This window comes from Arthrobacter sp. TJ-254 (genome assembly GCF_058269175.1).
In genome coordinates, this window is sequence record NZ_JBZCNF010000001.1 from 456,823 (window position 1) to 479,646 (window position 22,824).

18 protein-coding genes are annotated in these 22,824 nt (G+C 65.9%); 12 read left to right on the top strand and 6 right to left on the bottom strand.

Annotated elements, in window-relative coordinates; translation table 11 throughout:
- Positions 1–81 precede the first annotated feature (81 nt).
- Positions 82–1,845 carry a dynamin family protein gene (locus AC4D14_RS02125; RefSeq protein WP_490899933.1) on the top strand — a complete coding sequence of 588 codons (1,764 nt, stop codon included), beginning with the start codon at positions 82–84 and terminating at the stop codon, positions 1,843–1,845.
- Positions 1,842–3,461 (top strand): GTPase, encoded by a 1,620-nt coding sequence (locus AC4D14_RS02130; RefSeq protein WP_490899934.1) that lies wholly within the window; start codon positions 1,842–1,844, stop codon positions 3,459–3,461. The genes AC4D14_RS02125 and AC4D14_RS02130 overlap by 4 nt, the downstream gene beginning before the upstream one ends.
- Positions 3,462–3,608: 147 nt before the next feature.
- On the opposite strand, the gene AC4D14_RS02135 is transcribed toward AC4D14_RS02130, so the two are convergent.
- Positions 3,609–4,172 carry a DUF1697 domain-containing protein gene (locus AC4D14_RS02135; RefSeq protein WP_490899935.1) on the bottom strand — a complete coding sequence of 188 codons (564 nt, stop codon included), beginning with the start codon at positions 4,170–4,172 and terminating at the stop codon, positions 3,609–3,611.
- Positions 4,169–4,891, bottom strand: a complete 723-nt coding sequence (locus AC4D14_RS02140) for an IclR family transcriptional regulator (RefSeq protein ID WP_490899936.1) — start codon at positions 4,889–4,891, stop codon at positions 4,169–4,171. Before AC4D14_RS02140 ends, AC4D14_RS02135 begins: the two co-directional genes overlap by 4 nt.
- A gap of 178 nt (positions 4,892–5,069) precedes the next feature.
- Here AC4D14_RS02140 and leuC point away from each other — a divergent pair, with 178 nt between their 5' ends.
- From leuC to AC4D14_RS02170, 6 genes are all read left to right on the top strand, one after another.
- Positions 5,070–6,554, top strand: coding sequence for a 3-isopropylmalate dehydratase large subunit (gene leuC / locus AC4D14_RS02145; RefSeq protein ID WP_490899937.1), 1,485 nt, complete (start codon positions 5,070–5,072; stop codon positions 6,552–6,554).
- A gap of 10 nt (positions 6,555–6,564) precedes the next feature.
- Entirely contained in the window at positions 6,565–7,164 is a 600-nt protein-coding gene (leuD, locus tag AC4D14_RS02150) for a 3-isopropylmalate dehydratase small subunit (protein ID WP_490899938.1), read from the top strand.
- A gap of 258 nt (positions 7,165–7,422) precedes the next feature.
- A complete protein-coding gene (murA, locus tag AC4D14_RS02155; protein ID WP_490899939.1) occupies positions 7,423–8,772 on the top strand; it encodes a UDP-N-acetylglucosamine 1-carboxyvinyltransferase in 1,350 nt (449 codons plus the stop codon).
- A gap of 16 nt (positions 8,773–8,788) precedes the next feature.
- Positions 8,789–9,547, top strand: a complete 759-nt coding sequence (locus AC4D14_RS02160) for a lysophospholipid acyltransferase family protein (protein WP_490899940.1) — start codon at positions 8,789–8,791, stop codon at positions 9,545–9,547.
- 5 nt (positions 9,548–9,552) lie between these two features.
- Positions 9,553–10,596 (top strand): NAD(P)H-dependent glycerol-3-phosphate dehydrogenase, encoded by a 1,044-nt coding sequence (locus AC4D14_RS02165; RefSeq protein ID WP_490900472.1) that lies wholly within the window; start codon positions 9,553–9,555, stop codon positions 10,594–10,596.
- Entirely contained in the window at positions 10,593–11,744 is a 1,152-nt protein-coding gene (locus tag AC4D14_RS02170; protein WP_490899941.1) for a D-alanine--D-alanine ligase family protein, read from the top strand. Before AC4D14_RS02165 ends, AC4D14_RS02170 begins: the two co-directional genes overlap by 4 nt.
- Before the next feature lie 121 nt (positions 11,745–11,865).
- Here the strand turns inward: AC4D14_RS02170 and AC4D14_RS02175 are convergent, their stop codons facing one another.
- Positions 11,866–15,378, bottom strand: coding sequence for a bifunctional proline dehydrogenase/L-glutamate gamma-semialdehyde dehydrogenase (locus tag AC4D14_RS02175; RefSeq protein WP_490899942.1), 3,513 nt, complete (start codon positions 15,376–15,378; stop codon positions 11,866–11,868).
- A 68-nt stretch (positions 15,379–15,446) separates the two neighbouring features.
- Positions 15,447–16,883, bottom strand: a complete 1,437-nt coding sequence (locus tag AC4D14_RS02180) for an amino acid permease (protein ID WP_490900473.1) — start codon at positions 16,881–16,883, stop codon at positions 15,447–15,449.
- 207 nt (positions 16,884–17,090) lie between these two features.
- Between AC4D14_RS02180 and AC4D14_RS02185 the strand changes: the two genes are divergently transcribed.
- Positions 17,091–18,035, top strand: coding sequence for a LysR family transcriptional regulator (locus tag AC4D14_RS02185; protein WP_490899943.1), 945 nt, complete (start codon positions 17,091–17,093; stop codon positions 18,033–18,035).
- Between the two features lie 166 nt (positions 18,036–18,201).
- The gene (gene ribA / locus AC4D14_RS02190; RefSeq protein WP_490899944.1) at positions 18,202–19,596 is read left to right on the top strand and encodes a GTP cyclohydrolase II; all 1,395 of its coding nucleotides are present in this window, start codon (positions 18,202–18,204) and stop codon (positions 19,594–19,596) included.
- A gap of 66 nt (positions 19,597–19,662) precedes the next feature.
- On the opposite strand, the gene AC4D14_RS02195 is transcribed toward ribA, so the two are convergent.
- Positions 19,663–19,887, bottom strand: coding sequence for a DUF3072 domain-containing protein (locus tag AC4D14_RS02195; protein ID WP_490899945.1), 225 nt, complete (start codon positions 19,885–19,887; stop codon positions 19,663–19,665).
- Between the two features lie 11 nt (positions 19,888–19,898).
- On the bottom strand, positions 19,899–20,966 hold the full coding sequence (locus AC4D14_RS02200) for a glycosyltransferase family 2 protein (RefSeq protein ID WP_490899946.1): 1,068 nt from the start codon (positions 20,964–20,966) through the stop codon (positions 19,899–19,901).
- 147 nt (positions 20,967–21,113) lie between these two features.
- On the opposite strand from AC4D14_RS02200, the gene AC4D14_RS02205 reads away from it, so the two are divergent.
- Both AC4D14_RS02205 and AC4D14_RS02210 read left to right on the top strand, forming a co-directional pair.
- Entirely contained in the window at positions 21,114–21,956 is an 843-nt protein-coding gene (locus AC4D14_RS02205) for an SDR family oxidoreductase (protein WP_490899947.1), read from the top strand.
- A 201-nt stretch (positions 21,957–22,157) separates the two neighbouring features.
- Positions 22,158–22,784, top strand: a complete 627-nt coding sequence (locus AC4D14_RS02210; protein WP_490899948.1) for a DUF6318 family protein — start codon at positions 22,158–22,160, stop codon at positions 22,782–22,784.
- Positions 22,785–22,824 lie beyond the last annotated feature (40 nt).

Here is a 22,824-nt window from a genome sequence, read left to right on the forward strand (position 1 = left end):
TTTTTGTGCCTCGAAATCAAGGGTGCGCCGCACATTCAGTGCTTCCCGCAGCCGGTGAGGTGAAATGGCATGATGGGCATTATGAATCCATCCCTCCCCGCCGCAGACGCCCGCAGTCTCGCGGTGTTCCTCCGGGAGGTACATACGGCCCTCCTCGGTGCAAGATTCCCCCTCGCGCTCAGCAACGCACCCCGGGCACGGACCGCGGCCCTTGCCGCAGCGGCGCAGCTCGATGACTACATCCTTCCGAGGCTCGACAGTCTTGATGCGCCGCTCCTGGCCGTCATTGGAGGCTCCACCGGGGCAGGTAAGTCAACGCTTGTGAATGCGCTGGTCGGGAGGCCGGTGACACGGACGGGTGCGGTACGTCCGACCACGCGCCAGCCGATTCTGCTTCACCACCCCGACGACGCCGCCTGGTTTTCGGACCAGCGCGTTCTCCCGACGCTGAGCCGGGTCTTTCCGAGCGGAGACCCGCAACAGGCCGGTGCCGCATCCGATTCCCCCGACACCTTGCTGCTCCAGGGGGAGCCCCGGGTGCCGCGCGGGCTCGCACTCCTCGACGCCCCCGACATCGACTCGATCGCCGACGAGAACCGGCGCCTGGCCAACCAGCTTCTCGCCGCTGCTGACCTTTGGCTCTTTGTGACGACGGCGAACCGCTATGCCGACGCCGTCCCATGGAAGCTTCTCGCGGGGGCTGCGAGCAGGGACATCCTCCTTGCCGTGGTGCTCGACAGGGTTCCGCAGGGGGTCGAAGAAGAGGTGCGCGGCGACCTGATGAGCCTTCTCGCCGCCCAGAACCTGGGGCACGCCCCGATCTTCGTGGTGCCGGAGTCCCCGCTCGACCAAAGCGGAATGCTGCCGCCCGAACCCGTTGATCCGATCCGCCACTGGCTTTCGGCAATCGCGGCGGACGCCGAGGGACGCGCCGACATCGCCCGGCGGACACTCGCCGGGGCGGTGCGTGCCCTCGCCGGAAGTGTGGGGGAGGTGGCCGAGGCCGCTGAAACGCAGCAGGCGGCAGCCTTGCGCTTCCGCACTGCTGCGGCGGCGGCATACGACGACGCCCTCGCTGCCATCCTGCGCTCCACCGAAGACGGCACGATGCTACGCGGCGAGGTGCTGGCCCGGTGGCAGGACTTCGTGGGCACAGGGGAGTTCATGCGCGGCATCGAAACCCGCGTGGGCTGGGTGCGCGACCGGATCACTTCGTTCTTTACTGGCAAACCCGCCCCCGCGCAGACAGTCGCAGCCGCGATCGAGACCGGACTCCATTCGGTCATCGTTGAGGAGGCGGCGAAGGCGTACGAGGAAACCGAGCGGCGCTGGAGCAGCGAGGACGCCGGCCGGCCGCTGCTTGCAGAACGTTCTTCTTATGACAGTGACGAGTTCTCCGAGGAAGCGGCCCGTCAGGTACGGGCGTGGCAGCAGGATCTGCTTGACCTCGTCAGCACCGAAGGCTCCGACAAGCGGTTTGCTGCGCGGATGCTGTCCTTCGGGGTCAACGGAGTTGCGGTCGCGCTGATGGTTGTGGTTTTCGCGTCCACCGGCGGCCTCACCGGCGCGGAAATCGGCATCGCCGGCGGTTCGGCGATTGTCGGTCAGAAACTTCTCGAGGCGGTATTCGGCGAAGATGCCGTGCGACGGCTCGCCCGTACTGCCCGCGACAACCTGCAGCGCCGCTGCAGGCTGTTGCTTGATGTGGAACAGGAAAAATTCACGGTGCTGCTTGAACCGGTGTCCCAGCAGACGCCGCCCGAAACCCTTGCCGGATATGCCCGCGCCTTGGCGCGCACGAACTTCGCGGGCGGCACACCAGCAGGGCCGGGCGGCAGCCGATGAGCAGGCACCGCGGGACGCGGTCAAAGAACGGGCTCACGGAGCAGCTGGAGGCGCTCGATAAAGCGCGGGAACTGGGGGAGGGAAGGCTTCCTGAGGAGCCGTTGCAGCAGCTCTTCGGGGTTCTCGACCGCGCGAGCAGCAGGCGGTCCCTTTCCGCGGACCACACCGTCGTCGGCATTTTCGGCCCAACGGGGAGCGGAAAATCCTCGTTGATCAACGCCCTCAGCGGCACCGAGGTGGCGCGCGTGGCTGCACGGCGGCCGACGACTTCCGAACCGCTCGCCGTCGTATGGCGTCCCGAAGGAAGCGGAGCCCTCCTCGATTGGCTCGAGGTGAACCAGCGGCACGAGATGCCAGCTCCCGCGCAGGGTCAGCCCACGGGTGGCCTGATCCTGCTCGATCTGCCTGACTTCGACTCGACCGCCTTGGCACACCGTGAGGTTGTCCAGCGCATGGCGGGCCAGGTCGACGTGCTTCTGTGGGTGGTTGACCCGCAGAAGTACGCCGATGCGGCGCTGCACTACGACTTCCTGCGGCCGCTCGCCTCGCACGGCGCAGTGACGCTCGTGGCATTGAACCAGGCGGACCGCTTGTCGCAGGAGGACCGCAAGCAGGTGCTTGAGTCGCTTGCCGGAATCCTCAAGGGCGAGGGCCTTGGCGCAGTTCAGCTGTTCCCCGTCTCCGCGCGCACCGGGGAGGGCCTTGAGGACCTGTCCGGTGCCATTCAGGCGATCGCCGCCGGCAAGGAAGCGGCAAACGCCCGCCTCACCGCGGACGTCGTCGATGCGTCAGCGCACCTCGCCGCCTTCACCGGAGCACTGGATGCTGCAGTGCCGGACAAGGCGGCCCAGGGCGCACTCGCTGCTCGGCTCGCCGAGGCTGCAGGGGTCGATACCGTGGTGCGTGCCGTCACCGCCTCCTACCGGCGTGATGCACGCGCAGCCACAGGCTGGCCGGTGACCCGCTGGCTCGCGGCGCTCCGTCCGGACCCGCTGCGACGATTAAACCTGCGCCGCAGCGATATCGACGCCGCCCTCCGCCGTACCTCGCTGCCGCAGGGCAGCCCGGCACAGCAGGCGAGGGTCGACCAGGCACTGCGCACCTTTGCCGATACGGCGGCAGGGTCCGCCGTCGAACCCTGGCGCACCTCGATCCGTTCGGCGGCCCGGGACTCCGTGCCGGCACTGCTCGACGGACTTGACCAGGCCGTCGCAGGGGCGGATCTCGACACCGGGAAACGGTCATGGTGGTGGCCGCTCGTTGGTTTGCTGCAGTGGATCGCGCTTGTCGCGCTGGCAGCCGGCGCCGGGTGGCTGGCCGTGCTTGCCGTGCTCGGGTTCCTGCAGCTCAATGTGCCCGACGCACCCGAGTATGAAGGCTTCCCGCTGCCGACCCTGCTCGTTCTCGGGGGAGCTGCGGCCGGCATCGCACTGGCGATCCTTGCGGCGTTCATTGCCCGCTTCACCGCGAAGGCGCGGGGCTCAAAGGCCCGACGGCGGCTGCGGGCCGCCTGTGCACGGGTTGCCGAAACCCTCGTCATCAAGCCGGTGTCCGCCGAAATTGCGCGGTACAACGCTTTCCGGTCAGCCGTTGCCGCGGCGCAGAACCCCCGCTGAGGCGTTCCTCCGGTCCCGGCCGGTGCCCGTTCCGTGGCTAGCTGTCCACAGGGGAGCTTCGCGGTTGGCCAGCGCGCCCGAAATGGGAGCGTCGGCGTCGGTCAGCCAGCCAGCCAGTCGGGAACGGGGCCCGTCGGCGTCGGCAAGCTAGCCGGGCAGCGCCGCGAGGACCTTGTTGAGCGTCCGGAGGTTGCGGGTCGTCGAGACCGGCCGGAACCGGCCCTTTGACGTGAGTTTGCTGAGTTCGGAGTCGAGGGTGGCACCGCGCGGTGCCTGCCAGGCGGCGGCTTCGGTGCTCAGCACCACAAGGTTCTCGCCGGCGGCTGCCGCGGCTGATGCGATCTCGCTCAAGGCCTTGCCGTCGGAGAAGAGGGTGACGTAGGCGTGGACGTCGGGATCGTCCGCAGGGAACGGGCACGCCTTGACGAGTTCGGCGAGCTGGCGGGCCTCAAGCACCACCACCCAGGCTTCGTAATCGAAGGCCTCGCGCAGGCGCTCCTCCACCCGAGCCTTCAGTTCCGCCGGCCCCAGCGACGAAGTGCAGACGAGGTTCCCTGTCGCAAGGACTGTCTTGACCTCGGCCACGGGAAGGGACGCGACCGCCTGCCGCAGATCCTCCATGCGCAGGGTGATGCCGTTGACGTTGATGCCGCGCAGGAACACGGCATACCGCCCCGGAGTCCCGGCTACCTTCTGCGCCGCCGGCGTCACTGGGCCGCGGCCTTGCTGACGGCCTGGGTGAGCTGCTGCGCGGCGCTCGTGACGACCTCGGCGTGGATCCGGCCGGGCTGCCGGGTGAGCCGTTCCATGGGTCCGGATATTGAGACGGCGGCGATCACCCTGCCGGACGGTCCGCGCACCGGGGCCGAGACCGAAGCGACGCCGGGTTCCCGCTCGCCGAGGCTCTGCGCCCAGCCGCGGCGGCGCACTCCGGCGAGGACCGTTGGCGTAAACCGGGCGTTCTGCAGGCCCTGGAGCAACCGGTCATGGTCCTCCCACGCGAGGAGGCACTGGGCGGCCGATCCCGCCTTCATCGACAGCTGCGTGCCGACCGGAATGGTGTCGCGCAGGCCAACGGGACGTTCGGCGGAGGCCACGCACACCCGCCACTCGCCCTGGCGGCGGAACAACTGGGCGCTTTCGCCGGTGTCGTCCCGGAGCTGAAGCAGGACCGGCCCCGCCGAGGCAATGAGCCGGTCCTCACCTGCAGCACTGGCAAGTTCGACAAGGCGGCTGCCGAGCACGAACCGGCCCTGAATGTCGCGGCTCACAAGCCTGTGGTGGGCCAGTGCAAGTGCCAGCCGGTGGACCGTAGGGCGGGCAAGGCCCGTCGATGCCACCAACTGCGCCAAAGTGGTCGGTCCCGCCTCGAGGGCATCGAGCACCATTGCCGCTTTGTCTATCACTCCCACACCGCTAGAATTGTCCATAAGTTGATATTGCCGTCTCATTATCTGAGACGCAAGTCGAGGAACTGGCGTTTTGCGGCGCACCGCTGGTTCAGTTGATCGGGAAGGCCCCGCTCGGCGGAGGGAATGCGACGGTCCGGCTGGACCGGTGGCAGTTCCACGGCGAAGCGCGTGCGGAGAGCAGCGGAGGAAACGGGATATGGGAAAGACACTGGCCGAGAAGGTGTGGGACGCGCATGTGGTCCGCAAGGGCGAGGTCGTGGGAGCCGAGGCCCAGCCCGACCTCCTTTACATTGACCTTCACCTCATCCACGAAGTCACCTCCCCCCAGGCCTTCGAGGGGCTTCGGCTCGCCGGGCGCCCGTTGCGCAGGCCCGACCTCACCATTGCCACCGAGGACCACAACACCCCGACGCTCGACATCGACAAGCCCATCGCCGACCTCACCAGCCGCACCCAGATCGAGACCCTCCGCGCGAACTGCAGGGAGTTCGGGGTGCGCCTGCACTCGCTCGGCGACGCCGAGCAGGGCATCGTCCACGTTGTCGGCCCGCAGCTCGGGCTCACCCAGCCGGGGCTGACGGTCGTGTGCGGCGATTCCCACACGTCCACCCACGGAGCGTTCGGCGCCCTCGCCATGGGAATCGGAACCTCCGAAGTCGAACACGTCATGGCCACCCAGACACTGTCGCTGAAGCCTTTCAAGACGATGGGGATCACTGTTGAGGGAACCCTGAAGCCGGGAGTCACCTCGAAGGACATCATCCTGGCTGTCATCGCGAAGATCGGGACCGGCGGCGGCCAGGGCTACGTGCTCGAATACCGGGGGTCGGCCATCCGGGCACTGTCGATGGAAGCGCGGATGACCATCTGCAACATGTCGATCGAAGCCGGCGCCCGCGCAGGGATGATCGCTCCCGACGACACGACGTTCAACTACCTCAAGGGCCGCCCGCACGCCCCGCAGGGCGCCGACTGGGATGCCGCCGTCGAGAACTGGCGCGAACTGCGCACCGACGACGACGCCGTCTTTGACGCCGAGGTCTTCCTCGACGCGAACGACCTTGAGCCGTTCGTCACCTGGGGCACCAACCCGGGGCAGGGCGTTTCCCTCTCCCAGACCGTTCCCGCGCCGTCGGACTTCTCCGACGAGAACGACAAGGCCGCTTGCGAACGCGCCCTCGACTACATGGCCCTTGAAGCCGGCACGCGCATGAAGGACATCCGCGTTGACACCGTGTTCCTCGGCTCCTGCACCAACAGCAGGATCGAGGATCTCCGGATCGCCGCCGACATCATCAAGGGCCGCACCAAGGATCCGGCGGTGCGCATGATGGTTGTTCCAGGCTCGGCCCGCGTCCGGCTCGAAGCCGAGGCCGAGGGGCTCGACCAGGTCTTCAAGGACTTCGGTGCCGAATGGCGCTTCGCCGGATGTTCGATGTGCCTCGGCATGAACCCGGACCAGCTGGCGCCGGGGGAGCGCTGCGCGTCGACGTCGAACCGGAACTTCGAGGGCCGGCAGGGCAAGGGAGGCCGCACCCACCTGGTGTCGCCGGTCGTCGCCGCCGCAACCGCCGTGCGGGGAACCCTGAGTTCGCCCTCGGACCTCGACCCGCTGCCACCGTCCCGCGAGTACTCCGGCGCTGCCGCCGCAACGCCGCCTTCCGCACCCCCCGCAGCCTAGGAGCCCCGCCATGGAGAAAATCACAACCCACACGGGAATCGGTGTCCCGCTGCGCCAGAGCAACGTCGACACCGACCAGATCATCCCCGCGGTCTACCTCAAACGCATCACCCGGACCGGCTTTGAAGACGCCCTCTTCGCAGCCTGGCGCAAGGACGAGAACTTCATCCTGAACCGCGAGCCCTACAACCGCGGCTCGGTCCTCGTTGCGGGTCCGGACTTCGGCACCGGCTCCTCACGCGAACACGCGGTCTGGGCACTTAAGGACTTCGGATTCCGCGCAGTGCTGTCCTCGCGGTTCGCCGACATCTTCCGCGGCAACTCGGGCAAACAGGGCCTTGTGGCCGCGCAGGTGGCCCAGGACGACATCGAACTGATCTGGAAGGTTCTCGAGAACGAACCCGGGGCCACGGTCACGGTCGATCTCCAGGCACGCACTGTGCACTGCGGCACGGTCACAGCGCCGTGCCAGATTGACGACTACACGCGGTGGCGGCTGCTGGAGGGGCTCGACGACATCGGGCTCACCCTCCGGCACGAGGAAGACATCACCGCCTTCGAGGCCACAAGGCCCACCTTCAAGCCCAAAACGCTGCCCGTCCGCACCTGATGCCGGACGGCGGTGAGCCGCCGTCCCGCCCGTCCCGGGCCTTCTCCGGCACTTCCGGACCGCTGGCCATGCCCTTCGGCCGGTCTTGTGTGATGCTCCTTTCATTATGGAATCATCGCCGCCGGCGCGCGGTTCCTACCGTTAGGCAAGGCAATGATGAAATACCCTTGCATTTCAGTCTTGATGAACAAGCTCCTATGCTGGACGAGGGCAATCACGTTTTCCGGGGGCTTATTTGTATGAGGAAATTAGGTATTCATGGGTAGCGTTCTGACCATCCGCGGTGGTGTTCCTCTCAACGGGAAGGTCTCCGTTCGCGGAGCGAAAAACCTCGTGCCGAAGGCCATGGTGGCCTCCCTTCTTGGCAACTCGCCGTCGATTCTGCGCAACGTTCCGGAGATCAAGGACGTCGAGGTCGTCACGAGCCTGCTGCGGCTGCACGGCGTCGAGGTCACCAAGGACCCGGTCACGGGCGACCTCACCATGGATCCGGTCAATGCGAAGATCGCCCAGTCGAAAGATATCGACGCCCACGCCGGTGACTCGCGTATCCCCATCCTCTTCTGCGGTCCCCTGATGCACAGCATCGGCGAGGCATTTATCCCAGACCTCGGCGGCTGCAAGATCGGCGACCGCCCCATCGACTACCACCTCCAGGTGCTGCGCAACTTCGGCGCCGTCGTCGACAAGCGCCCCGGGGGCATCTCCATCTCCGCGCCCAAGGGCCTCCACGGCGCGAAGCTCTCCCTGCCGTACCCCAGCGTCGGCGCCACCGAGCAGGTGCTGCTGACCGCGATCCGCGCCGACGGCATCACCGAGCTCTCCGGTGCAGCCGTCGAGCCGGAAATCATGGACCTCATCGCCGTGCTCCAGAAGATGGGTGCGATCATCACGGTCCAGACCGACCGCGTGATCCGCATCGAAGGCGTCAAGGAACTCACCGGCTACAACCACAAGGCGATCTCCGACCGCAACGAGACCGCTTCGTGGGCCTCGGCGGCACTTGTTACAAAGGGCGACATCTACGTCGAGGGCGCGCGCCAGCTCGACCTCACGGCGTTCCTCAACACCTACCGGAAGATCGGCGGCGCCTTCGACGTCGACGACGACGGCATCCGTTTCTACCACCCGGGCGGGCCGCTTTCCCCGCTGGTGCTTGAGACCGACGTCCACCCCGGCTTCATGACCGACTGGCAGCAGCCCCTCGTCGTCGCGCTGACCCAGGCGTCGGGCGTATCGATCGTCCACGAAACCGTCTACGAGAACCGCTTCGGGTTCACGGAAGCCCTGATCCGCATGGGCGCGAACATCCAGGTGCACCGCGAATGCCTCGGCAGCGTCCCGTGCCGGTTCGGCCAGCGGAACTTCCTGCACTCGGCAGTGATTTCCGGGCCGACGCAGCTCCACGGCGCAGACATCGATATCCCCGACCTGCGCGGCGGCTTCAGCCACCTGATCGCCGCCCTCGCCGCCGACGGCACCTCGCGCGTCACCGGCATCGAGCTGATCAACCGCGGATACGAGCGCTTCCAGGACAAGCTCGAGGGCCTCGGCGCCGACTTCGACATCACGGAGGAAGCCCCGGTTCTGGCCGCGGGACTCCGCTAAGGGCCGGGGTACCGCCATGGGTGAACCAGGCAGGTCACGGGCGACGTTCGCCGTGCTCGCCGCAATTCTTCGGCCGGTGATGAACCTGCTGATGAACAAGCAGTGGATCGACGAGCACAAGCTGCCCCGGGACACCGGCTTCATCGTCTGCCCCAACCATGTCACCGAGATTGATCCGGTCATCGTCGGGCATTTCCTGTACAACAACAAGGTGATGCCCCACTTCCTCGCGAAGGCGTCGCTGTTCTCCGTCCCCGTCCTTGGTGCCGCACTGCGCGCCACCCGGCAGATTCCTGTCGAGAGGACGACGGCGGGCGCCAACCGGTCCCTTGATGCGGCGCGGGCGGCGATCGCCGACGGCGGCGGCGTGATCATCTATCCCGAGGGAACGCTGACGCGCGATCCGAACATGTGGCCCATGAAGGGCAGGACCGGTGCAGCACGGCTCGCCCTGCAGACTGGCGCGCCTGTCGTTCCGCTGGTCCACTGGGGCGCACAGGAAGTCTTCCCCCGGTACGCCAAGCGGCTTTACCTCTTCCCGCGGAAAACCTCGCGCGTGATCGCCGGGGACCCGGTGGACCTCAGCGAGTTCGAGGGCGCCCCGATCACAAGGGCGACCCTCGACGCGGCAACCGAGCGCATCCTCGACTCGATCACCTCCCTCGTCGCCCAGCTGCGGGGCGAAGAACCTCCAGCGGAGCGCTGGGATCCCGCGGTCAAACGTCAGAAGCGCACCGGCAGGAACTTCGAAGTGACCGAAGGGGACGGCGCGTGAGCGTCATGACTCCGGTTGCCGCCCGTCCGGGCCCGGCCCGGGTTGCCGTCCTCGGCGCCGGAAGCTGGGGAACCACCTTCGCGAAGGTCGTCGCGGACTCCAACCCTGATCTGCCGGTCAGGCTGTGGGCGCGCCGCGAGGAAGTGGCCCTCGAGATCAACGGCCTGCACCGCAACAGCCGCTATCTGGGGGACACCGTGCTGCCGGGGAATATCAGTGCCTCAAGCCATGTCGACGAGGTGCTCGCCGGAGCCGAGCTCGTCATCCTCGCCGTGCCGGCGCAGTCACTCCGCCCGCAGCTTGTGGGCTGGAAAGCGCTGATGCCCGCGAACGCCGTCGTCGTGTCCCTGATGAAGGGACTCGAGGTGGGAACCGACGCGCGCATGAGCGAAGTCATCGCCGCCGAACTCGGGCTGCCAGCGGACCGGGTCGCCGTCGTTTCCGGACCGAACCTTGCGATGGAGATTGCGCGGCAGGAACCGACAGCTTCCGTTGTGGCATGCCAGGACCACGACGTCGCGGCCTGGATCGCAGCGGCCTGCACCGCCTCCTACTTCCGCCCCTACACCACCACCGATGTCGTTGGCGTGGAAATCGGCGGCATCGTCAAGAACGTCATCGCCCTCGCCGTCGGAATCTGCGAGGGCCGCCGCATGGGGGACAACACGAAGGCCTCCGTCATCACCCGTGGCCTCGCCGAGACAACCCGCCTCGCCGTCGCACTCGGGGCGCGGTCCGAGACGCTGGCGGGACTGGCCGGCATGGGAGACCTCATCGCCACCTGCTCCTCGGCTCTGTCGCGCAACCACACGGCGGGTCGCCTTCTTGGGCAGGGACTCACGCTCGAGCAGGTCACAGTGCGCATGAACCAGACGGCGGAGGGCATCAAATCGGCCCAGGCGGTCCTCGACCTCGCCACCCAGCTTGGAGTCGACATGCCCATTACCGATAACGTGGTGTCGGTGCTCCAGGGGAACATCTCCGTTGACGACTTAGGGCCGCGACTGCTGGCCCGTGACCTCAAGCCGGAAGGCGAACATACTCTGTGACCAGCGAATCCAGCATCACCTCCGGGCGAAAGCCCCGCGTCCTGGTGCTCTTCGGCGGCCGTTCGAGCGAACACGCGGTCAGCTGCGTAACAGCCGCCGGCGTCCTCAATGCCATTGACCGCACCAAGTACGACGTCGTGCCCGTAGGCATCGCCAAAAACGGGCAGTGGGCGCTTGTCTCCTCGGACCCGTCCCAGTGGTCGCTGCGCTCCGACACGCAGCCGGAGGTGACGGCCTCGGCCGAGTCCGTCGCCATGTCAAGCGTCTCGGTTGACGGGTCCGGAAGCGGTCATGAACTGCGCGTCTCGGCTCCGGACCAGCTTCCGCGCAGCCTCGGCGGAATCGACGTTGTGCTGCCGCTGCTTCATGGTCCGTTCGGCGAGGACGGCACGCTTCAGGGCATGCTGGAGATGGCTGATGTCCGGTACGTTGGCGCGGGCGTCCTTGCCTCGGCGGTAGGAATGGACAAGCACTACATGAAGGTGGTGTTCACCGCTGCGGGGCTCACGGTCGGACCCTACGAGGTGATCACCGACCGCCAGTGGCTGAGGGACAGTGACGACTGCCTGCGGCGGGCGGCCGCCCTGAGTTTCCCCGTTTTCGTCAAGCCGGCCCGGGCCGGATCGTCGATGGGGATCACGAGGGTCGAAGGCCCTGCGGGCCTGCGCGGCGCCGTCGAAGCGGCACGCTCGTTCGACCCGAAGGTCATCGTCGAAGCGGGGATCACCGGGCGTGAGATCGAGGTGGCGGTGCTTCAGGGCCGCGGAACCGACGAGCCCCGGACGTCCCTGCCCGGCGAAATCGCCGTACAGCCCGGCGACCACGAGTGGTACGACTTCGAGGCGAAGTACGTAGACGGCGCCGCGGCTGAACTCAGCTGCCCGGCTGATCTACCGCCCGACGTGACGGCAAAGGTCCAGGACCTAGCGGCCCGGGCGTTCGACGCAGTGGGCGCTGAGGGCCTCTCGCGCGTCGACTTCTTCTATACACCGGCCGGCGACCTGATCATCAACGAAATCAACACCATGCCGGGATTCACCCCGATCAGCATGTACCCGCAGATGTGGGCGAAGTCCGGGCTGACGTATACCGACCTCATCGATGAGCTGATCAGCCTGGCCCTCAGCCGCGGCACAGGGCTTCGCTGAGCCGCCAACGGCCTTCCCTGCGGCGCCGCGGCGGCGTCGCCACCGGCCAGACTCTCCGCCACGCGCAATGAAAAGCGCCCCTCCCCATTCGGGGAGGGGCGCTTCTCATTGACCCGGGCGCCTAGATGAGGCCCACCGAGAGTTCGTTCTTCGTGCCGAAGCGGTGTGCCGTGATGCTGACAGCCTGCTCGTGGAGGAACGGCAGCAGCTCGATGCGGCCCGCCTCGGTCACCGGCTGGGAGTAGACGGCGATGTCGGGGCGTCCGCCGGTTGCCGCGGCAAGCGCCGAAGCGTCCCCTCCGATGAGGCGGATGCGGCCGGCGGAGAACTGATCCGCCTTGGCGAGCCAGGCGGCGTCGTCCTCGACCGTCACGGACTCGGCGAACAACCGCACTGCAGTGCCCAAGGCACTGCTCAGCGGCACCGCTGAAGAAACCGTCACGGGGGAACCCGCTGCCGCCGCCGCCGCGAGGACGCGGACGAGCTTGGCGACGGGCTCGCCTTCCGAAAGCCGGACCGTGACGGGAACCGGGCGGTAGCGGAACACGTTGCGCTCGGCGGTGAGGTCGGAGACGTCCTTGGCGGCCCCGAACTCTTCAGCCCAGGCGACGGCGTCGGAGGCGGCGGCGCGCTGGAGCATCGCGAAGTCGTCGCCGTGCAGTTCCGAGCCCGCATCGGGTGCCACGGCGGCGAGCAGCGGCTGCGCGGCCGGAACGGGCTCCGCCGATGCCATTGATTCCCGTGTGGACCAGTTGCCGAGCCCGACGAGGTAGTTGGGCCCACCGGCCTTGGTTCCCGCACCGACGGCCGACTTCTTCCAACCGCCGAAGGGCTGGCGCTGGACGATTGCCCCGGTGATGCTGCGGTTGATGTAGAGGTTTCCGGCCTGCACAGTGTCGATCCACGTTCCGATCTCGGCGGGATCCAGCGAGTGGAGGCCTGCCGTGAGCCCGTAATCGACGCCGTTCTGCAGCTCGATGGCTTCCTCGAGGGTTTCAGCCGTCATCACTCCCAGGATCGGGCCGAAGAACTCGGTGAGGTGGTAGTGCGAGCCGCGCTTCACGCCGGCGCGGACGCCGGGGCTCCAGAGCCGCCCGGTGTCGTCGAGGCGCTGCGGTTCGATCAACCAGTTTTCCCCTTCACCCAGGGAGGTCAGGCCCTCAAGCAGCTTGCCCTCCGCCGGTTCGATGATCGGTCCCATCTGGGTTGTTGGGTCGTCGGGGTAGCCCACCTTCATTGAGCTGACGGCGTCAACGAGCTGGTTGCGGAAACGCTGGGAGTGCCGAACGCTTCCGACAAGGATCACAAGCGAAGCGGCGGAGCACTTCTGGCCGGCATGGCCAAAGGCGGAGTAGGCAACGTCCTTCGCGGCGAGGTCGAAGTCGGCGCTCGGTGTCACGATGATCGCGTTCTTGCCCGAGGTTTCGGCCAGCAGCGGAAGGTCCTTGCGGAAGGACCGGAAGAGCGCTGCCGTCTCGTAACCGCCGGTGAGGATCACGCGGTCCACCCTGGGGTCGAAGATCAGCTGCTTACCGAGCGAACGTTCATCCAGCTGCACGAGGTGAAGCACTCCGCGCGGAACGCCCGCCTCCCACAGCGCTTCGATCATGACCGAGCCGCTGCGCCGGGCCTGGGTGGCCGGCTTGATGATCACCGAGGATCCCGCGGCAAGCGCGGCCAGGGTCGATCCCGCGGGGATGGCGACGGGGAAGTTCCACGGGGGAGTGACAACCGTCAGTTTCGCCGGCGTGTAGACAGCGCCGTCGACGTCGCCGAGCCCGCGGGCGAGTTCGGCGTAGTAGTGGGCAAAGTCGATGGCTTCGGAAATTTCGGGGTCAGACTGGTCGAGGGTCTTGCCCGTCTCGGAAGCCATCACCTCCATCAGGTCGGCGCGCCGGGACTCGAGGACGTCTCCGGCACGGTGCAGGATGACGGCCCTTTCGGCCCCGCTCATTGACCCCCAGGCATCCGCCTCGGCGAGGGCCTCGGAGATCACGGCATCAAGGGTTCCGGAATCGGTGAGGGTGGTGGCCGCGACAGTTGCAATTCCGAGCGTCGAGGTCGGAACGCGCGTAAGCACGGCGCGGCCCCACGCCCGGTTCGTCGGCAGCGACGGGTCGGTGTCCGGAGTGTTGTGGAAACCTTCAGCGGGGGAGACGGGGGCGGATTTGGTGCGGTTTTGGATCCGGTTGGGTCCGGGAATGGAGTCGTCGAGGGCCTCGAGGGAGCGAAGGAAACGTTCTTCCTCGCGGGCGAACAAGGCCTCGTTGGAGGAGAGCTCGAAGACCGCCGACATGAAGTTCTCCTGGCTGGCTCCCTCTTCGAGCCTGCGGATCAGGTAGGCGATGGCGACGTCGAACTCGCGGGGGTGGACAACGGGGGTGTAGAGGAGCAGCGAGCCGACGTCCCTCTTCACTGCCTCGGCCTGTCCCTGGGCCATGCCGAGGAGCATTTCGAATTCGATGCCGTCGCGGACTCCGCGCTCACCGGCAAGCAGCCAGGCGAACGCGAGATCGAAGAGGTTGTGTCCCGCAACGCCGATGCGAACGTTGCGGATGCGCTCGGGGTCAAGCGCGTAGTTGAGGACGCGCTTGTAGTGGGTGTCGGATTCCTGCTTGGAGCCCCAGGTGGCCAGCGGCCAGTCGTGGAGTGACGACTCCACCTGCTCCATGGGCAGGTTTGCGCCCTTCACAACGCGGACCTTGATGCTGGCGCCCCCGTTCGCTCGGCGCTTTGCTGCCCACTCCTGCAGGCGGATCATTGCGGCGAGTGAGTCGGGCAGGTAGGCCTGCAGGACGATGCCGGCCTCGAGATTGTGGAACTCCGGCCGGTCCAGGATCGCCGTAAATACGGCGATCGTCATGTCGAGGTCCTTGTATTCCTCCATGTCCAGGTTGATGAACTTGGGGCGGGGGGCGTTCGCGGCGCGCTCGTATAGCGGGATGAGCCTCTCGGCGACGTGCTCCACCGCCTCCTCGAAGGCCCAGGGGGAGTGCGGCGACACAGTGGAGGAAACCTTGATCGAGACATAATCGACGTCCGGGCGGGCGAGCAGCTTCATCGTGCCCTCAAGCCGGCGTTCGGCCTCGTGCTCGCCGAGGACCGCCTCGCCGAGCAAATTGACGTTCAACCGCACGTCGTCCTTGCGGATCTTGCTGATCGAACGCCCAAGCTTCTTATCAGAAGCGTCGATGATGAGATGTCCCACCATCTCCCGCAGCACACGCCGCGCCACGGGGATGACGACCTGGGGGAGCACCGGAGCGACGGTTGCGCCGAGGCGCACCGCGGAGCGCATGTACCAGGGCAGGAAGGACGGGACCTTCGGGGCGATGGCGGCGAGGTTGCGTGCGGCCACCGAGAGGTCCTCGGGGCGGATCACACCGTCAACGAAGCCGACAGTGAATTCGAGTCCGTGCGGATCCTTGAGGACTCCGGCCAGCTGCTGCGCCGATGCATCAACCGGGATTGTTGCTGCTTCTTCGAGCCAGCGGCGCACGAGCGCCGTTGACTCCGCGGCCAGGTGCTCCGGAATCGCTCCTGCACCGGCAACGGCACTCGGGCCCGTGGGGGCTGCGGCGCCTTTTCCGCCGTCGGAGACTACGTCTTCGCGGTCGGACAATGAGCTTGTCATGATTTTCTATCCATTCGACTGTTAATGGTGCCGTCCTGGGTGGACGGTGGGGAGCCGGTGCGCCGGGTTTAGGTGCTCCGGAGGTCTTCAGGGTGCCGAGGGCTGCCCGGGTTCATCAGGGAGTGCTTCCGCCCGTAGAACCAGTAGATCGCAAGGCCGATGACCAGCCAGACGAAGAAGCGCATCCAGGTTTCGAACTCAAGCTGAAGCATGAGGAACCCGGAGGACAGGACGCCGAAGGCGGGTACGAAGGGCATCAGCGGAAGCCGGAAGGTCCGGGGAGCATCCGGTGCGTTGCGCCGCAGCACGATGACCGCGATGCAGACCACGACGAACGCGGCGAGGATGCCGATGTTGGTCAGGTCGGCCACCGCACGGATGGGGAAGACGCCGGCAAGCAGGGCCGCGGCCACACCGGCGATCCAGGTGACGCGCTGCGGGGTGCCATGCCGATCGGTTGCCGAGAACCAGCGGGGAAGCAGGCCGTCGCGGCTCATGGAGAACCAGACCCGGGTGACCCCGAGGAGGAACGTCAGCATGACGGTCAGGATGGAGATGACGGCGAAGGCCGAGATGATTGTGGCGATGACCGGCAGGCCCACGGACTGGAAGGCCGACGCAAAGCCGGCCGTGGGGCTGATCTCGGTGTAGTTCTGCATACCGGTGAGCACCAGCGTGGCCAGGACGTAGAGGGTCATGGCGATGGCCAGGGAGAGCAGGATGGCCTTGGGCATGTGCTTCTTGCCGTCGGTTGCCTCCTCGGCGGCCGTGCTCATTGCGTCGTAACCAAAGACTGCGAAGAATACGGTGGCAGCGCCGGCGAACACCGCGCCGAAGCCGGAGGGCATGAACGGGGTGTAGTTGTCGGCGTTGACGTAGAAGAAGCCGAGGCCAACAATGCCGAGGATCAGCAGGATTTTCAGCCCGACGGCGATCAGCTCGAACCGGCCGAAGGTCTTGGTGCCTCGGCTGAGGATGAAGGTGATGAGGAGGCACACAACGATGGCCGGAATGTTCACGACGCCGCCGGGAATGGTGTCGGCCGTACCCTGCATCCAGACCGGGACGTTAATGCCGATGCCCGACATGAATTCCGTGAAGTAGCCGGAGATGCCGATGGCGACTACCGCAACGATCGCGATGTATTCAAGGAGCAGGTCCCAGCCGATGAACCAGCCGATGATTTCGCCCAACGCGACGTAGCCGTAGGTGTAGGCGGAACCAGCGCGGGGAATCATCCCTGCGAACTCGGCGTAGGAAAGTGCGGCAGCCGCGCTGGCAAGTCCCGCAACGAGGAAGGAGATCAGAACGGCTGGTCCGACCGGCTCGCCGTCGGCGCCGCCGTTGGCAACCAGCCCGGCCAGGGTGAAGATGCCGACGCCAATAATGCCGCCGACACCGATGGCGGTCAGTTGCCACAGGCCGAGGCTCTTGAACAGCCCACTGCCCTTGTGCTCGTCCTCCACCTCTTCGATGGGCTTCCGGCGGAGAACGGACGTTGACATTCCGCCCGCGGAGGGCAGCCCTTGATTCGATGAATTCGTCATAACAGTCCATCCGGGAGAAGGAACGGGTAATTGGGCGGCATTGCCCCCTGTGGACAGCGGTCACGCCACTTTGCGATCTGATCAATTATGGAGCGCAACTTCGATAAGGGAAAGTGAGCTTTTACGAATGATACTGTTCAGATTCCTTAATGAATCGAGGTAGCAATGCTTGACGTGCGAAGGCTGCGGCTGCTCCGGGAGCTCAAGCTGAGGGGAACCCTTGGCGAGGTGGCGGCCGCCTTGCGGTACAGCCCATCCTCGGTATCCCAGCAGCTTGCCCTCCTGGAGAAGGAAGCAGGGGTGGAGCTGCTGCGGAAGACCGGCAGGCGGGTGACCCTGACGCCGCAGGCCGAGGTGCTGGTGGCGCACACCGCGGAACTGCTCGAAATCCTCGAGCGTGCGGAAGCGGATCTCGCGGCGTCATTGACATCGGTTGCCGGAACCGTGCGCGTCGCAGTGTTCCAGTCGGCCGCCCTGGCGCTCATGCCCGATGCGCTGACCATCATGGCCGCGGAGTATCCCGAGGTCCGTGTCGAAATGGTGCAGCGGGAACCGGAGACCGCGTTGTATGAGACCTTCGCCAGGGACTTCGACCTTGTGATTGCCGAGCAGTATCCCGGCCATGCGGCGCCCCGGCACCCCGAGCTGGACCAGGTGCCGCTGACTTCGGACGCCATCCGGCTCGCGGTTCCGCCCGGGCCGCTGAACCCGGCGGGCATCCGTTCTGTCTCTGACGCAGCGGATGCGGCATGGGTCATGGAACCGCGTGGGGCTGCCTCCCGGCACTGGGCCGAGCAGGCCTGCCGCCGCGCCGGATTCGAGCCCGATGTGCGATACGAGACCGCTGACCTCCAGGCGCAGATCCGGTTGATCGAATCAGGAAATGCGGTCGCCCTGATGCCCGACCTCGTGTGGACCGGGCGTCGGACGACAGTCGAACTTATCGACCTCCCCGACGATCCCCGCCGCTCGGTCTTCACATCTGCGCGTCGTGCAGGGGCCGGGCGGCCGGCGCTGGTCGCCTGCCGGGAAGTCCTGCAACGCTCGGCAGCGCTAGTTCGGGTGGCAAGCGATGCGGGCGGCGGGACGCCACTGCCGGATGAGCCCTGAGGCGCCCGCTCTCCGGCAGTGGCGTCCCGCCGGTACCACGGTCTGACATTGAATAAGACGCCGGCGTGCAATAAACCGGCGGTCGTCCGCGTTGCTTCAAAGGGCATTCACTTCGCCGGATGACGGCGGTTGGTTGTCTTGAATACTCCGCCAATAAGGTTGATGAATGCCTACTCAGATGAAAGCGGCGTCCGTACCCGCCACGGTGGAACGGGTCGCCGAAACCCTCTTGCCGACGAAGTACGGCACTTTCCGCATGGTCGGCTACCGCGACGCCGAGAACGTCGAGCACGTTGCCCTGAGCCGCGGAATCGGTGACGAGATTCCAGGGACGGCACACCGCCGCCGTCCGGCGGCGCCGCCGCTTGTCCGGGTCCATTCGGAGTGCCTCACCGGCGACGCGTTCGGTTCTTACCGGTGTGACTGCGGTGAGCAGCTTGACGCCGCCCTCCACGCGATCAGCGACGAGGGCCACGGCGTCCTCGTGTATGTACGTGGGCATGAGGGCCGAGGAATCGGGCTGCTGGCCAAGCTGAAGGCCTACGCTCTGCAGGACGAGGGGGTCGACACCGTTGATGCCAACACCTCCCTCGGCCTCCCCGTCGACTCGCGGAACTACCTCCAGGCAGCCGAGATTCTTCAGGATCTTGGCGTGGGACGCATTCGCCTGCTCTCCTCCAACCCTGCGAAGCAGGAGGCGCTGCAGGACCTCGGGATCGACGTCGTCGAGCGGCGTGGACTCCCTGTGCCGGAACGGGCCGAAAATGCTTCATACCTCGCCACCAAGCGCGCCCGTATGCGCCACGACTCCTCGCCGTCAACCGATGTATGGCGGGATCTTCTCGCCGGCACCATCCCCACCGCCCCCGCGACTGCGGAATCCGAAGAGCTCATTCACCGCTATGGTTTCATTGCCGCCGCGCGAACACCCCTCGCTCTCGGCCAGCTCCGGCAGAGCCTCGACGGTTTCATCGCCTCCCGCACAGGTGACGGCGATGTCGCGGCATCCCGTGAGGACCGGGAGCATCTGCACCGGTTACGCGCGCTCGTCGAAGCCGTCATCGTCGGTGCGGACACCGTCATTGCAGACAATTCCGCTCTGACAGTGCGCGAGGTGCCGGGGGAAAACCCTGTGCGGGTGGTTCTCGACACCGCGGCGCGGGTGCCCGCCGATGCGCGCGTGCTCACCGACGGAGCCGCCCCAACCTTGTGGCTCGTCGGAGTCGACACCCGGGTGCCGGAAGTGCTCGCCGCGCACGTTTCCGTTGTCCGGCTCCGTGAGGAGCAGTTCGCACCGCATGAACTCTTGAAGCTTCTGGCCCAGCGGGGACTGCGCACGGTGCTGGTCGAGGGAGGCGGACGTACCGTCTCGCGTTTTGTTGGCGACGGTGCGCTGGACCGCCTCTACCTGACGACCGCTCCTGTCCTGGTGGGTGACGGGCTGCCCGGCATACGGTTCGCGGGCGCAGACGCCCTCGCCGAAGCGCGCACAGCACCGGTGCGGCGCTTCGTATTTGGGCAGGACATCTGCACCGAGTTCAACTTCGCAGCTACGCGCTAGGTATCTGCCGCAGCACGGCTCGCAGGCGCGGGGAGCGGGTCCCGGCACCACTGGGCATACCCGTGCCTAGTCGGAAACCCGTTTGCTCTTCTTCTGCAAGCGGTCGATGTGCTGGGATGCCTCTGCCTTGGTTATGTCCGCGGGTATCTCTTCGCCCGCCTCGCGGGCGAGGGTGTCGAGGTAGCTGCGTTGAGCGTCGGTCATTGGTTCATCCCCGGTGACCCAATCGGCAGGGTCACGTTCGGGGTTGCCGCTCGGTTCGGGAGTTGCGCTTCCCAGGGTGTCTGCCATTGAGTTTCCCATCACTTGGACTCCGAATATTCTCTCAGTCTACTTACTTTCTCCCGCCGCGGGCCGCTCTTTGGGGCTGCGCCAGGGGACATATCCGGTGCTGACGAACTGCGGCCGACGGCGCCGGATTGCTGGTGGGCACGGCGAAGCCGCCGGTTGGAGTGAGCCGCCAGCTTCATGCGTTGTCCGGCGTAGGGGACGCCACCGCGCAACCTGTAGAGGATGGCCACCCAGATGCAGATACTTCTCTCAAGTACCCACAAGGGTGCCCATAGGGCTGACATCGGGCCGAAGATCGCCTGGCCTCCGTGTCTGCGCCGTCCAACCTCCGCGAGCGCCACTACCGCAAGCAACGCGGTCAGCAGGCGCCGCGGCCGTCTGGCACAGAAGACGCTAAGGGGCAGGAGCGCGAGTTCGACGCTGAGCCTTCCCGGTTGGGCAAAACTGTCGTACGCCTGCCGTACGCGTTGGCCGAGGAAGTGGCGGGCCGTTGGAGGACGCCGAACAACGAAGACGTCGTCGGCCTTCCTCTGACGACCTCCGCGGGCGCGCAGGGTCCGAATAAGCTCGAGGTTCTCGAAAAGTGCTTCAGCACTGTAGGCGTTCGCTGGGTCGAGAAGCGATCTCCGTACGGCCAGCGTGCCCGGGTAGTCGGAGGCCAAGGCGCGGTTGAGGAGGGTTCGCGCAGTGTCCCACCGCGCGTGCCATGGCATGGGGCTGAAGTAGTTCTGTGGTCGCACCAGATCCACAGAGTCGAGGAGGCGCACTACCTGTTCGAGCTCGGCAGCACGGTAACGGACGTCGTCGTCGGCTATGACGAGACGGTCGTGCCGGGCAATCCGGATGCCGGTCACTACCCCCATCACTTTGCCGTTGCCATATCCGGAGATTTCGGGCTGCACGTGGCGCACCCGAGGCGGGAGCCGGTCTGCGTGGCGCTGGAAAATGACTTCGGGGGAGCCATCCACAACCGTGATATCGGCCCAGTGGGGGAGCTGGGCAAGGTAATCGGCCAGCTCCTCAAGTGGGCCGTCGTCGTTCCACTTCAAGGGGAGGATGTATTCCGCTGCCAGTCCCATCAAGAACCTGGATCCTTCCGTAACTTATCGGCAAAGTCGATCGCAGGCATCAACTAGTAAGTCTGCTTTGTATTACTCAGCTAAGTGTGCCTACTGTGATTGCGCAAGTAGAAGCTCAATCTGCCCGTATGGATTCGAGGAGGAAATATGACTCAGCCCGCCCAGCAGCAGACGCCGCCCGGAAGCACCGAAGCGATGGATCCACGACCCGACCACGGTGAGCAGAGCTACAAGGGATCGGGCCGGCTCCTCGGAAAGGCGGCGGTGATCACCGGTGGCGACAGCGGCATCGGAAAGGCGGTCGCGATCGCGTACGCCCGCGAAGGCGCGGACGTGCTCATCAGTTACCTCAGTTCCGAGGAGGAGGACGCCCAGGATACCGCGCGTTGGGTGGAAGCAGCCGGACGGAAAGCCGTCCTGTTTCCCGGTGATCTTGCCGACCCCGCATACTGCAGGTCGATCATTTCTAAGGCGGTCGAGGAATTCGGGCAGGTGGATGTGCTGGTGAGCAATGCGGCCTTCCAGATGAGTCACGAGACGCTCGAGGAAATTTCCGATGAAGAGTGGGACCGGACGATCGCAATCAACCTCAGCGCATTCTTCCACCTCACTAAGGCCGCTCTTCCCCACATGAAGCCCGGTGCATCGATCATCGGGTCAAGCTCGGTCAACTCCGACAATCCGGTGCCCCAGCTTCTGCCCTACTCGGCCACCAAGGCCGGCATTGCGAATATGACCGCGGCTATGGCGCAGCTCTTGGCCGAGCGGGGTATCCGCGCCAACAGTGTTGCGCCGGGTCCCATTTGGACTCCGCTGATTCCGGCAACAATGCCCGAGGAAGAAGTGAAGAACTTCGGACAGCAGGTTCCCATGAAGCGAGCTGGACAACCTGCGGAGCTCGCCCCGGTTTACGTTCTCCTGGCTTCCGACGAAGCAAGTTACGTCTCCGGAGCGCGGATTGCCGTGACGGGTGGTCAGCCGATTCTCTGAGAGAGCAACACACTCACGCGGTAGTCCGCAACGTTTTTCGACGTTTGAACCGCACTACCCATTCTTCGCTGCCGCACTACTTGGTTTCTCCCGGATGGCCGGGTTGCGGTGCCAGAACGTTCCCTAGAGCGTCTAGCCTGTTTACGACAATCACCCTGCGGCGCGTACTCGGCAAGCGCCCACTCGAACTGGGAGAGCTCTGTGCTCCGACTCCATTCCGAGCAGCGCCTTCGCCTGCGAATCCTAGCTGTTTCATCGATCGGATGCCTGCTCCTGAGCGGCTGTGACGGGTTAGGGCCGGGAGCTGGAGCCGAAGGTGCTGCAACGGCGTCGGCTTCAGCCCGATCAACGGAGCCTGCGTCAGCCTCTGCCAGCGGGCCGGCGGTGAACTTGCCGGTGCCGAAGAAGCCAGCGCTCGCGGACCAGAACTCGAAAGAGGGTCTTCAGGCGTTTGCCCAGCACTGGTTCGCACTTTTTAGTTATGGATATGCCACGAACGATTGGACGGCGTTTGGTGCAGTGACCGACAAGGGGTGCGACACCTGTCAAAACGTCACCGCGGAAGTGCAAAAGCACTACGAAACGGGCGGTTGGATCCAAGGTGGCGAAATCACAATCAGTGATTTTTCAACGCAGTTTCAGGCGAACCAGAATGGATCGATCAACTCACTTGTTGAAGTCCAGCAAACCGAACTGATCTACCGCGACCAGTCCGGTAGGGAAGCGGGCCGATCTCCGGCGCTGGAACCCAGTGTCAATGTCATTGTCGCTCAGCATGATGGCAACGGATGGAGAATGCTCGACTTCGGAACGCCCGAGGGCAGTTAGGTCCCGAGACGTTTCGCAAGCACAGTGACCCACTTCTTCC